The organism is Dyadobacter sp. NIV53, assembly GCF_019711195.1.
Taxonomy (GTDB): domain Bacteria; phylum Bacteroidota; class Bacteroidia; order Cytophagales; family Spirosomataceae; genus Dyadobacter.
In genome coordinates this window covers 7,521,122-7,533,866 of record NZ_CP081299.1, presented here as the reverse complement: position 1 = coordinate 7,533,866, position 12,745 = coordinate 7,521,122, and the positions used below count along the sequence as shown (strand labels likewise).

The following is a 12,745-nucleotide window of genomic DNA, read 5'->3' as shown; positions in this document are numbered from 1 at the left end:
TATATAATATACGTCAAATATAGAAGTAAATTTATTTATCACAAAAATTATTTTACTTTATTTTTTATGTAACCAGCTGATATAAAGCTATTTCTAAAATTATTTTTCGAACTTATGCCATTTTATTAAAATTATGCGCTTTTTTCGAGTGTAAGAAAATCTGCTTTTTTTGAACGGTTACATATAAATTGGATCTGATTATCCAGATTTGGTTGAATATGCGGTTTCGTACTTAAATTAAATTTTTAATCTGAATTATTACACTTGTTGAATAGTTTAAGATTCCGGATTCAATGGTAATGCGTAAAAAAAGTTGTGCCTTTTCCAGCATTACTTTCAGTCCAAATTCTTCCATTTAAGATGGAAATAAATTCTTTACAAATAGTGAGGGCAACTCCTTGCGCTTTTATCCGTAGCATTTCCTTTATTAAAAGAAAACAGTTGTTCCTGCTGTTCCTGTGTCATGCCTGAACCCTCATCATGTACAGAAATTACAAGTTCATCATCAGTTGTAAATGCTGAAACTACAATGCTGCCATGTTGAGGGGAATATTTAATCGCATTGTGCAGAAGGTTGCGATTAATGAACTGAATCATTTCCTTGTCGGTATACAGCTCCGTGGTTTCCGGCACCAGATTGATTATGGCAATCTGCTTGTCATTGATCAGGTTTTTATGCACTGACGCTGCTTCTTCAATCAAGTCATTTAGTAATACCCGCTCAGGTTTATACACATAACCGGAATATTGCTTTTTGACCCACTGCAAAATGTTGTCAAATGTCAAAAGAGTTTCATGTAATTCATTTTCAATTGAATCATAAAAAACGTCAAGTTCTTCTTTTTCAAATTCCTGGTCTTTCAGCACATGTATCATACCCATTGTTGAAGCAAGCGGCGAACGGAAATCGTGGGCGAGCACAGAAATCAGATTCGATTTAAACTGGTCTGCTTTTACCAATAATTCGTTTTGGGAAGTTATTCTTTGATTTAACGCAATATGCTCATCCGCACTTAATTTCAATTTTTTGTTCAGGTACAATATATACACTATTGCAGCCAGGGCAATGAAAGAAAATACTACCAAAACAAAGATGATCCGGCGGTCATTTGCCTGCTTCATTTCCAGCTCCCGCAATTCCCGCTCAGTATTACTATATGAAATATAATCCCCGGCAAAATTCTTATTACTTCTCCCCTCTTCCTCCAGGGCTTTCACCAAAAGTGCATTGACCCTGGCAGTACCAATCTCATCTTTTTTTAATTTATAAGCCTGAAGCATGGATTTCAGGATCTCCGTTTTGAAGGTCAGAAATCCGCTTTTTAATGCAATCTGATAACTCTGGTTATAACATATAATGGCACTGTCGACCAGATTCTGCTTAAGAAAATAATTCGCGTAATAATCCAGTCCGGTAATTTCATGGTATTCCAGCTGCTGACTCCGCGCCGTTGAAAGCGATTTCAGGATGAGCGGCAATGCCTCTTTAAATTTACCGGCTTCTACCAGCTTTTCACCACGCAACTGATCGAGCACAAGTAAAACTCTGTCGTCTTTGTAACGGATCGCTATTTTTTCTGCTTTGTCCAAATAATACCTGGAAGAATCAGCATCGCTTTTTGGCATGAAATATTCGTAATTGGCAAATTGCATACTCAGCAAAGAATCGTTCGTGACCCGGCTAATCCTGGACATGGATTTTTTCGAAAATTTGACGGCATTGGCTGTGTCCCCCAAAACCTCATACACAACGGCAAAATTCATATACATATGCATAACGCCGGCATGGTCATCAATGCCATCGTAGATCATCATGGCATCGGTGAACAGGGAAAGTGCCTGGCTATATAATCCTTTTAAATAAAGTGCTGAGCCAATATTTACGATAGCATCGGCTTTCCCTTTGGAATAGGACAACCGGTCAGCAATAGATTTGGCGCGCATTCCATATTGAAGGCAGCTATCAGCACTTTTCATGTGTGTCAGGAAGCCAATTCTATTCAAAACATCCACATAAGCCAGGCTGTCATTTACTGTTGGAAGTTGTTGTTGCAAATTCCTGATTTCAGCGACCTGGCCAGTAGCCGAAAACAGGATTAAATTAAAAATCAGTACAAAAGCATATACAATTGCCTTGGAAAAATGCATTGTGGTTATTTTATTCGTTGAGTAAAAGGCCAAATATAATGTTTGCATTGTCCAAAATGCCAATTTAAAAACTCAGGGAATACGATTTCTTTAAAAAACTCAATGGAATAGTAATTATTTGATGATGATTTGTCATGAAACTGCGCTGATATAGATATATTAATTCAAAACCCGCTATTAATGCGTTCTCTGTTATAATTTTGAAAAGTCATTAATTTCAATCAACATAATAGCGGTTACTATGTCAAAGTTCAATGAAAAAAACAGACGGGATTTTATTAAAAAGGTAGGAAGCGGAATGCTGCTGGCTGCCAGTCCTGTTCATTCACTTTTAGCAAACGGCAATACAGGATCATCTTCTTCGCATGAAATACCATGGAATACCGGGAAAATTTCTGCAAACGACAACATTCAGATTGCGTGTATCGGAACCGGAATTATGGGAATGGGCGATACCAGGACGGCATTAAAACTTCCCGGTATAAAATTAATGGCTGTTGCAGATGTTTACGACGGGCATTTGGTTCGTGCAAAAGAGCTTTTTGGCAATGATATACAAACAACACGCGACTATTCTGAAATCATAAACCGCAAGGATATCGATGCTATTATTCTGGCCACGCCTGATCACTTACATTCACAGATTGGAATTGAAGCACTGAAAGCAGGCAAAGCTGTTTATTGTGAAAAACCGATGGTGCACAAAATTGAGCAGGGATATGATATGATCAAAGCTCAGAGTGAGTCTAAAAAAGTATTTCAGGTTGGCAGCCAGCGTGTGAGCTCCATCGTTTACAGCAAGGTAAAAGAATTATATAAAGCTGGTGCAATTGGCGAGCTCAATTTTGTAGAAGTATATTACGACCGGCATTCCGCACAGGGAGCCTGGCAATATTCATTGCCGCCGGACGCATCGGCTGAAACCGTTGACTGGAACCGTTTCCTGAGCAATAAAGCACCAAAGATGGCTTACGATCCGCTGAGGTTTTTCCGGTGGAGAAATTATCAGGATTATGGTACGGGCGTTGCCGGTGATCTGTTCGTGCATTTGTTTTCGGGTATGCATTATATCCTGGATTCCAAAGGGCCTACTCGTATTATGACCAGCGGCGGGCTGCGTTACTGGAAAGATGGCCGGGATGTCCCCGATGTTATGGTTGGCATTTATGATTATCCGAAAACCGCCTCACATCCCGCGTTCAACTTAACATTAAGGGTCAACTTTGCTGATGGTTCAGGCGGAGGTTCAGGATTCAGGTTTGTTGGTACCGACGGACAAATTACCCTATCCGGAAATACGGTTACAGTTAAAAAGAAAAAGATGGCAAAAGCGCCAGGTTACACCATTGATACTTTTCCAAAAGCGTTACAGGATAAATTTTTAGCCGAATACCGCACAAAATATCCTGCAATACCAGAAATGTCAGAACCGGATTTTGAAGAATATAAAGCACCGGAAGGATACGATGACCGCCTGGATCATTTTGCCAACTTTTTTGATGCGATGCGGAATAATAAACCAGTTCTGGAAGATGCAGTTTTTGGTCTAAGAGCAGCTGGCCCGGCTTTACTTTCCAATAAGAGTTACTTCGAAAGTACGGTTGTAAACTGGAATCCCGAAGAAATGAAAATCGTAAAAACAGTTTAATGATCAGAAAACGACTCTCATTTAAGGCAATTTAAAGTTTGTCTCAAATGAGAGTTTTGCCTTTACAGGATGAGGTGGAATCATTTTTTTATACTGCACATTATAACTGATTTTTTTAAACGACCTGATGAAGAAAACACTGCAAGCTGCAAACATTTTGGCGCTGATCATTACGATCATCATGAATTACCTGTCAAATACAGGCGTGTTTAATGGAAATACCATGGCGACGGTTTCTGCGCGGTACCAAAATCTTTTTACTCCGTCGGGATATGCATTTTCAATATGGGGATTTATTTATATCGGATTAATTGCATTTGTTATTCATCAAGGAAAAGGATTATTTAAAAAAGGATATACTCCATCAATCGTGGAAGAAATTGGCTGGGCTTTTGTTATTTCCTGTGTAGCTAATTGTTTATGGATTTTGGCCTGGCTTTATGAATTTACCGGGGCTTCTGTGCTGATCATGATTGTTTTGCTTGTTAGTTTACTGCGGATCATAATATTGACAAGAATGGAACTTGATCTCGTTCCATTCAAAAGAGTTGCTTTGGTTTGGTGGCCCTTTTCTTTATATTTGGGCTGGATCATGGTGGCTGTCATAGCCAATACGGCGGCATATCTAACCAAAATTGAATGGAACGGATTCGGTATTTCTGATACTGGCTGGACTATCATGATGATCTGCGTAGCCGGTGCAGCTTACCTATTCATAACCTGGAACAGAAATATGCGTGAAGCAGCATTTGTTGGTGCATGGGGATTGGCCGCAGTTGCCAGTGCAAATTGGAACAAAACGCAATCGGTTGCTTTTGCTGCAATTAACGTTACTGCAATTCTTATACTAAGTGGTCTAGTTCACGGTTATAAAAACAGAAAAAACCCCTTCATTATTTAACTTATAACTGCATTTCTTCTTTCTCCGATTTGCTGCCTCCACATGGCATAATACAATCCTTTTTGAAGCAGTAATTCTTCATGCGATCCGGTTTCTGCTATTTTTCCCTTTTCCAGGACATAGATCACATCTGCATGCATAATAGTCGAAAGCCTGTGTGCGATCAGGATTGTCATCTGTTCCCTGTTGGTTGAAATATTCCTGATTGTGCTCGTAATATCTTCTTCCGTCAGCGAATCCAGAGCGGATGTAGCCTCATCAAAAATTAATAGCCTGGGCTGGCGAAGTAATGCTCTTGCAATTGAAATCCTTTGTTTTTCACCACCTGAAAGTTTCATGCCATTTTCCCCGAGCATAGTATGTACACCACCAGTAGCTTTTGCAATCAGTCCACTCGCCGAAGCTTTTTTTAATGCTTCCAGAATTTCTTCGTCTGTCGCTGAAGGTTTTACATATAACATATTGTCGCGAATTGTACCGGCAAATAACTGCGTATCCTGCGTAACAAATCCAATTTGACGTCTCAACGGATTATAGCGGATCGTTGAAGAATCCGCTTCGTTAAACTTTATTTTGCCACCAACCGGTAAATATAACCCAATTAGTAACTTGACAAGTGTAGATTTTCCGGAACCTGACGGGCCTACAAACGCGATGGTTTTCCCGGATTCTACCATGAAAGATATATCATCAATTGCGTTGTAACCCGAGCTTTTGTGCCGGAAAATAACATGATCAAATTTGAGACTGGTTAAGGGCCCCAGTTCAACGGAATTTTCCGGGCGTTGTTCAATCGGTTTATGCATCAGCTGATCAAAAATTTTTAAAGATGCATCCACCTCACGGTATTGCAGGATCATATTTCCCAAATCCTGCAAAGGGCCAAAGATAGCAGTTGAAATAAACTGCATGGCAATCAGCTCGCCCGTACTCAATACTTTCCGGAAGATCAGCCACAACAGGATAAAAAGTATGGATTGCTTTAACAGATTGAGTGTTACGCCCTGCAAAAAAGTGAGCAGGCTGACTTTCCTCGCTTTGAACATTTCCAGCTGAAATATTTCAAGTGTTTGCTGGTTCAACCTCCTGATCTCAGAAAAGGTAAGTCCCAGGCTTTTTACCAGTTCAATATTTCTTAGGCTTTCTGTAATAATCCCGGCCTGTGTATTGGTTTGTTTGTTAATACTTCGTTGTATGGTTTTTATTTTTCTTGACAATAATCCTGTCAACGATCCTAACACAAGCACACCAATAACAAAGACAGGTATAAGCATCCAGTTTTTGTTAATGCTGTACCAGAGCAAAAAACCAATACCGACCAGGGAAGAAAAAAGTATATTGATAAAAGAATTGACGAAACGCTCCGTATCTGTTTTTACTTTTTGAAGAACGGACAAAGTTGTACCACTTCTGTTTTCTTCAAATTCCTGAAATGAAAGCCTCAGGGTTTGTTTCAGTCCGTCATTAAAAATGCTCATGCCAAAATGCGCAACTGTTTTCCGGGTAAGGTATTCCTGCGCAGATTTGAAAAATTTGGCCAGTACAGCAATTGCCACGGCAACAGCCAGCCAATACATTACGTTGTTTATTAACTCACTTTCGGTCAGGTTTCCTGGGTTTTCAGCGTAATTGTCAACAATTTTCCCGAAAATAATAGGGTCTAAAAGATTCAGTAACTGTGCTGTACCGGCCAGAAATAAGGAGATAAAAATTAGTTTACGCTGGGGCCTTAGATATTTCCAAAGGATTTTCATTCTTTATTGATTATGATTGTAATCTGACTTCCTGCATGTAGCAAGTCGATAATATAGTTTATATTAAAATGATTTTATCAAATCGTTCAACATATCTCCCATTTAGACCATGAATAGAAGAAAATTTGTACAACTTGGTGCAAGTACTGCAATTTCGGTTAGCCTTCCACTGGCTTCACAGGCTTTGAATTATACTGATACTAAAAAGAAAATATTCATTACCGGCGGATCAATGGATAGTAAATTCATCATGTACATAGCTTCGCTGACAGGAAAAGAAAATCCCAAGATCTGCTTTTTGCCCACAGCTACCGGAGATTCCCTTGTGAACATAGTTAGATGGTACGATTCCTGTGCCAACCTGCCGGTCAGGCCATTTGTACAACGGATGTTCGTTTCATCATACACACAGAAAGAATCCTTTGAAACAGTGTTGCTGGGAATGGATGCGATAATAGTAGGTGGCGGTAATACGCTTAACATGATGGTGATCTGGAAAGCGCACAGAATTGACGAAATACTAAAAACTGCCTGGGAGAAAGGAATTGTACTTGCCGGAGGAAGTGCAGGCTCGCTATGCTGGTTTGAACACGGTACTACCGATTCGCGTCCGATAGAATTGTCGAAAGTGGATGGTTTGGGATTCATTAAAACCAGTCACTGCCCTCATTATCATGCTGAACCACAAAGAAAACCGTTGTATTGGTCCAAGATTAAAAGTAAAGAATACAAAGCAGGATATGCATGTGACGACAAAGCCGGAATTTATTTTGAAGACAATGAAGTGAAAAAAGTGGTAGCACTGGATGACCAAAACAACTGTTATTTTGTGTCGCTGGAAAATGGTGAAGTGAATGAAAAACTTTTGCCAAAGGAAATTCTTAAATAAATCAGAAACACTTGTTTTCCGTTCGTAATCAACCCCTAAAATGCACTTAACATAAGTAATAACCTGAATGAAATTGATAATGCAATTTCATTCAGGTTACAATTAATAATGTTTGGTTTTCAGGACAGTTTGAAATCCCGGTCGCTCAACCTCTTTGCTGTTTTCGGCGGTAATATAAAACATCAGTGGTTTATAGGGTGTTGTGGTTTCCAGCGAACTTTTCAGCTTTTTTGAAAATATTCCACTTGACGTTGTTAAGCCGCCGATTTTAATGGTTCCATTCCTTTCCGTCTCCATCCACACAACATAAGTATTTTTAGGCGGATCCAGTTTTTCAGGATCAACCATATTGGTCAGGTTCAGATCAATATTGTAATTATCGTTTTTATCCTTTTTATATTTTACAGCTCCCTCGGCGGTTGGTGCTTCACGGGATGCTTCAAATCTCATTTTTTTACTATAGGACGTAAAAAAAATTGTAATAGAAATTACAATCAGGAATGGTAGTGCACTATTTCTTATTTTTAAGGTATTCATTGAAATTGTTTTTTACTATTTGCATCAGGCTCAAAATGGCTGATTCATTATTATTTTTATTATCAGGTCTGGCTACTTTCCAAAACCATTAACAGAAATTTGTAAAAAACCGTACCTTATCTTATCCCTACACTTAGAAACTAAATTGAGAAGCCCGGATATACAACCATATCCGGACTTCTCAATTTAAAAAATGAATATAGAATTCTCACCAGTAAGCTGTTGCAAACTCAACTAAATTATTTCACTATATGTTAAAAAAGTGTGTTATTAACTAATCAGCAAAGGTTCTGTAACGCGTGAGATGAGGGAAGTCGTTGTAGACAGTTCCATGTTGGCATATTCAGCAATGAGTGTTTCTACCGATCTGGTACGGTAAATCCCAAACTTCCAATAAGGGCCGACAGTATCATTGTTACCAATTCCGACTCCGCTCAGATTCAGCTTTTCGACTCCATTTTCCCACCATTGCAGCTGTCCGTTCGTTGGTGAAAACCGTATCCGCATAACATTTCTGACCCATACACCACGCTGAAGTGTGCCATTGTAACGAATTACACCCGTAGTATTGACTTTCGCAATTTTCTCAGTGTTGGCACAAGTAGTAATTTGCAGCGCATTTTCCCCCTTAAAACGGAATGTCAGAACCGGTACGGACGCTACCTCGCCGCTATCTTCCGTAGCATGAAACTGGCCAAGATGACAAAAAGCCGAGGAGACCGGAGCGCCGGGAGCCACCCTCACTGCATAAGACAGCCACACATCCTGATCAAACGGCATCTTTGTCAATGAATATAACTCCGACCGTTCTTTATCTTTGCCTGCATCACTTGACCATTGGTCACCTGAGTTAAGCTGAAATTTATAAAGCTGGCAGGTCTTGTTTTTTGCAAGTGAAACAGAATATTCTTTATTCGGACTTTGAACACGGTAATCGGTACCAAACAAATTAACCTTTGCAGTACTGAAACCAGCATTGATGTAATCCGGGGGAAACATATTTTCTGCTATTTCTTCTTTTTGGCCGGCTGGTACACCTGCTTCCCAAAAGCTGCCTGTCAGCAGTTCATATCTGGAATTGGGTATGTTATAGTTGTCGGAAATATTGTTAACCCACATACCACCATTTGTACGCTGAATCATAATATCATTGACAGACGAAGTTGGTGGTGCAAGCAAAGAGCAGGTTTCCGTACTGCGTGTGGCAGGTTTGGTGTCTGTTGGGATATAACTGCTCGCATAACTTCCTGTTTCAAGCTGCGGGCCCCATACATAAATCCCGCTGACGCCATCACCTTTATAAACCCTCACATTCTCAGTCACTTCTACTCCTATACTTGTATCCATTACCGATCCTGCCGCAAAAAGTGTTGCGCTGATACGGTACCAGCCATTACCGATTATCTCCACATTTGCCGACTGAAAAGCAGGGTTCACACTTCTGCTCACCGTTCCGTCATTCAGATCAAAATGGATTGTTGCCCCTTCCAGATTAAAATACATCCATTTACGCTCCCCCGCCTTTACGAAAACGCTGAAAGTGTACTGCTGGCCCTGGACAACAGCCGGCTTTATTGCCGGCCGGATATAATGTGAATTTGACAGGCCGTCTTCCATAAGTTTCACTGCCCTGGAAACGCCGTCCGGAGATAAAACCGTTTCTGGCTGGAGAAGGACATTACGGTATAACCAAATTGATGTATCGTTCAGTTTGATTGATTTTTTCAGCATGTTTGTCGAAGCCGGCTCAATCATAAGCCCTTTTAGGCTCAGTGTATTAGGATCATAATTATAACGCGGAGCAGAATAAGTAACATTAGCAGTCGGATAATATAGGGATGCGACCGGTGCAGATTCAAATTGTGCGCCCCATATATACATCCAAGTGCTTTCGGCGTAAACTGATTCCTCGAGATTATTTAACATAAATAAACTTAAACCAGATAAAGAGCCCAGATCAGGAGTTGCTGTAAATACAATTCGCCACCATTTATTCCCTGCATTATTAACCGAACAGCTAATCACGTTAGATGTTTTGGAAGAAATTACTCCATTGCTTAAATTTATATTAAAGCGTGGACTGCCGCCCGTATAACTTTCATCATTACTAAATGCAACACGAACTTTTGTACATGCTCCTGCTTTCAAATAAATACTACACGTATGCATAATACCCTGACTTACATCAATGCTTTTGCCGATTTTGTGCTCGCCAGAAACATTTAATACTTTTACCATTCCAGCTGTAAAAGTCCCGTCCGGTGCGGCTATAACCGCGGACGGACCAACAGTAATACCTGTTTTGGCCCAGTTCAGATTTGTGAAATCCTGACTGTATGTAAATAAATTTTGCTGTGCGTAAGTAAGTAAACCATTTGATTCATAATAAGTTGCGGAAGACGCTCGGTTGAAAACAATATTTTCGCTTAATGTGCTGTTACTTAAATTATTTAAAGGTTTTAAATTTTTGTAAACCCTTGATTTCGCAGCAACGTTTGTCGGTGTAAAAATCTGTGGAATCGTCGCAAGCATCATGCTCGCCATAGAAGTTTTTCTTAGAAATTCCCGTCTCGAATGCATCATGTTTTAAAATAGTTTAATTAGGAATTGAAGATGTAACCAAACTGTAAGTGTCTTATAAACTTTGAAAAAACCCGCTAAAATCTTTTAAGCTCAAATCATTACCCAGAACTGTTGTAAGTCGTTAGGCGGTTATAACAACTTTTGCTTAGTCAGTGCACCTTGAAATTTTGGAATTTATTCTACAAACATATCTCTACTACAAATGTAGTATATTTGTAGTATTATTTGATATATTGTATAGAATAATTTAAAAATATTTTATTTATGGTTTTTGGTGATATCAACTACTACAACATGGCAGTTTTGGCCGAAGGAGGAATAAAACAAAAGCGGCAGACCCACCTTTTTTAGAGGTAAATCTGCCGCTTCTTAAAACGGATATATAACTGTTACTTCACTAATGGAATTGCCCAGAATATACTTGCCTGGATAACACTGTTTTTAAAATCCGGATCAATATTTTGTCCTGAAAAATTCCCAACCATAGTAAGACCGGCAATGTAACGAACTCCCACACCAAGCCCAATCGCTGACTGGTAGCCTAAACCTGCTCCCAGTGATAAATCAAGGTTTTTTGCAAAATTATTGATGGTCTGGTCAGGTATATCTGAGGAAATCCTAAATCCGGCCTGAGGCCCTACTTCCACATAAAATCCTCCGTTGGCCTTAAATTTGAACATAACAGGAATTGTAATATAACTTACCTTAAAATCATTTTTGCTTCCGTTGCTTTGTACTTTGGCTCCTTGTGTAGAAAATAGTACTTCCGGCTGAATGGAAAAAACATTTCCAAAACCATAATTCAAAACACCTCCAATGTGATAGCCTACCAACACATCCGATTCGATGTTACCGCCAGTATAGTTGCTGATATTAACTCCTGCCTTTGGCCCAAGGCTAAATTTCTGCGCAAATGCAAACTGAACTGCAAAAAACAAAATAACTGTAAAGACTGATTTTTTCATTTTATAAAAAATTTAAATGGATTACCTTATTACGGTAACCTGAAACTGATTAATTATTATTATACCTCGGTTTCTAAAATCATGCCAGTTATTAAAAATTTTTAAAATATGTTAAATTAATTGCACAGATAATATGTTTGCTGAGCAATTTCCAGTTCTTCGTTAGTTGGAATAACAAGGATCTTCAGGGCTGACCCTGATACATTTATCTCCCTGATCTGATCAGAGGGTATTTTATTTTTAGCCTTATCAAGATGAAGGTTGAGATATTCCAGATTTGAGCAAATGCTTTCCCGAATCGCACTGTCGTTTTCACCTACGCCGGCCGTAAATACAATTGCATCAGCCCCGTTTAGAACGGCCATGTAGGAACCGATGTATTTTTTGATTCTGTACGCGTACATATCCAGGATCAGCTGTGCGGACTTGCTTCCATCCTGCAGTAGTTTCCTGACATCGCGCATATCATTTGTTCCGGCGACTCCCAATAAACCTGATTTTTTGTTCAGAAGCTCACTGACCTCCTCCACACTGTAATCCATCTGGTCTATCAAATGAAAAATAATGGAGGGGTCAATATCACCGGAGCGTGTACCCATGATCAGCCCGCTTAGCGGACCAAAACCCATACTTGTATCAACAGATTTACCTTGGTTAACTGCCGTAATACTGCATCCGTTACCCAAATGAATACTGATAATTTTGGCGTCCGGTTTGTTGAGCCACTGCATTGCCTTTTGGCTAACATAGTAATGGCTGGTACCATGGAAACCATACACACGGATTTTTTCTTCACTATATAACGGTTCAGGTATGGCATAGCGATAAGCAGGCTCCGGGATCGTCTGGTGGAAAGCTGTATCAAAAACAGCAACCTGTAATGCGGAGGGAAAAGTAGATTCAGAAATTTCTATACATCTGTAATTAACCGGGTTATGCAAAGGAGCCAACCTGGAAAGCTCCTGAATTTTGTCTTTGGTATCTTCTGTAATAATTGTAGCCGTTGAAAAATACTCTCCACCATGTACCACTCTGTGGCCAACGGCAATGATCTCATCACGGTTTTTGATTACTCCGTCATTGGAATGCATCAATAGTGCAAGCACCCTGTTTAAGCCATCAGCATGATCACTGACAAAGTCCCTATCCTCAATTACCTTTTCTTCATGATCGTTTCCAGCCAAAATTTTATGTTTGATAAAAGAACCTTCTGCTCCTATTTTTTCAATGAGCCCGGAGCACAGCGGTTTTTCAGAGGGCATGTTAAATAGCTGGTATTTCAGTGAACTGCTTCCGGCGTTTATGATCAGTATGTACATG

9 protein-coding genes are annotated in these 12,745 nt (G+C 39.6%); 3 read left to right on the top strand and 6 right to left on the bottom strand.

The window, feature by feature from the left end; translation table 11 throughout:
- Window positions 1-375 precede the first annotated feature (375 nt).
- On the bottom strand, window positions 376-2,148 hold the full coding sequence (locus KZC02_RS31085; RefSeq protein WP_221392211.1) for a tetratricopeptide repeat-containing sensor histidine kinase: 1,773 nt from the start codon (window positions 2,146-2,148) through the stop codon (window positions 376-378).
- A 241-nt stretch (window positions 2,149-2,389) separates the two neighbouring features.
- Here KZC02_RS31085 and KZC02_RS31080 point away from each other — a divergent pair, with 241 nt between their 5' ends.
- Together KZC02_RS31080 and KZC02_RS31075 are read left to right on the top strand one after the other, a co-directional pair.
- Window positions 2,390-3,796 carry a Gfo/Idh/MocA family protein gene (locus tag KZC02_RS31080; RefSeq protein WP_221392210.1) on the top strand — a complete coding sequence of 469 codons (1,407 nt, stop codon included), beginning with the start codon at window positions 2,390-2,392 and terminating at the stop codon, window positions 3,794-3,796.
- A gap of 127 nt (window positions 3,797-3,923) precedes the next feature.
- Window positions 3,924-4,697, top strand: coding sequence for a tryptophan-rich sensory protein (locus tag KZC02_RS31075; protein WP_221392209.1), 774 nt, complete (start codon window positions 3,924-3,926; stop codon window positions 4,695-4,697).
- On the opposite strand, the gene KZC02_RS31070 is transcribed toward KZC02_RS31075, so the two are convergent.
- The gene (locus tag KZC02_RS31070; RefSeq protein WP_221392208.1) at window positions 4,694-6,451 is read right to left on the bottom strand and encodes an ABC transporter ATP-binding protein; all 1,758 of its coding nucleotides are present in this window, start codon (window positions 6,449-6,451) and stop codon (window positions 4,694-4,696) included. The genes KZC02_RS31075 and KZC02_RS31070 overlap by 4 nt on opposite strands.
- Before the next feature lie 109 nt (window positions 6,452-6,560).
- On the opposite strand from KZC02_RS31070, the gene KZC02_RS31065 reads away from it, so the two are divergent.
- Window positions 6,561-7,340: a peptidase E gene (locus KZC02_RS31065; RefSeq protein ID WP_221392207.1), complete on the top strand. Its 780-nt coding sequence runs from the start codon at window positions 6,561-6,563 to the stop codon at window positions 7,338-7,340.
- A gap of 102 nt (window positions 7,341-7,442) precedes the next feature.
- On the opposite strand, the gene KZC02_RS31060 is transcribed toward KZC02_RS31065, so the two are convergent.
- The 4 genes from KZC02_RS31060 to KZC02_RS31045 all read right to left on the bottom strand — a co-directional run bounded on the left by KZC02_RS31060 (window position 7,443) and on the right by KZC02_RS31045 (window position 12,744).
- Window positions 7,443-7,790: a hypothetical protein gene (locus KZC02_RS31060; RefSeq protein WP_221392206.1), complete on the bottom strand. Its 348-nt coding sequence runs from the start codon at window positions 7,788-7,790 to the stop codon at window positions 7,443-7,445.
- Between the two features lie 357 nt (window positions 7,791-8,147).
- The gene (locus KZC02_RS31055) at window positions 8,148-10,460 is read right to left on the bottom strand and encodes a heparin lyase I family protein (protein WP_221392205.1); all 2,313 of its coding nucleotides are present in this window, start codon (window positions 10,458-10,460) and stop codon (window positions 8,148-8,150) included.
- A gap of 389 nt (window positions 10,461-10,849) precedes the next feature.
- Window positions 10,850-11,425, bottom strand: coding sequence for a porin family protein (locus KZC02_RS31050; RefSeq protein WP_221392204.1), 576 nt, complete (start codon window positions 11,423-11,425; stop codon window positions 10,850-10,852).
- Between the two features lie 116 nt (window positions 11,426-11,541).
- Window positions 11,542-12,744 (bottom strand): acetate/propionate family kinase, encoded by a 1,203-nt coding sequence (locus KZC02_RS31045; protein ID WP_221392203.1) that lies wholly within the window; start codon window positions 12,742-12,744, stop codon window positions 11,542-11,544.
- Window position 12,745: the final 1 nt, after the last annotated feature.

Bases quoted from the DNA above. Each gene is read 5' to 3' on its own strand.
- KZC02_RS31085 (WP_221392211.1), bottom strand. From the start codon at position 2,148: ATGCATTTTTCCAAGGCAATTGTATATGCTTTTGTACTGATTTTTAAT.
- KZC02_RS31080 (WP_221392210.1), top strand. From the start codon at position 2,390: ATGTCAAAGTTCAATGAAAAAAACAGACGGGATTTTATTAAAAAGGTA.
- KZC02_RS31075 (WP_221392209.1), top strand. From the start codon at position 3,924: ATGAAGAAAACACTGCAAGCTGCAAACATTTTGGCGCTGATCATTACG.
- KZC02_RS31070 (WP_221392208.1), bottom strand. From the start codon at position 6,451: ATGAAAATCCTTTGGAAATATCTAAGGCCCCAGCGTAAACTAATTTTT.
- KZC02_RS31065 (WP_221392207.1), top strand. From the start codon at position 6,561: ATGAATAGAAGAAAATTTGTACAACTTGGTGCAAGTACTGCAATTTCG.
- KZC02_RS31060 (WP_221392206.1), bottom strand. From the start codon at position 7,790: ATGAGATTTGAAGCATCCCGTGAAGCACCAACCGCCGAGGGAGCTGTA.
- KZC02_RS31055 (WP_221392205.1), bottom strand. From the start codon at position 10,460: ATGATGCATTCGAGACGGGAATTTCTAAGAAAAACTTCTATGGCGAGC.
- KZC02_RS31050 (WP_221392204.1), bottom strand. From the start codon at position 11,425: ATGAAAAAATCAGTCTTTACAGTTATTTTGTTTTTTGCAGTTCAGTTT.
- KZC02_RS31045 (WP_221392203.1), bottom strand. From the start codon at position 12,744: ATGTACATACTGATCATAAACGCCGGAAGCAGTTCACTGAAATACCAG.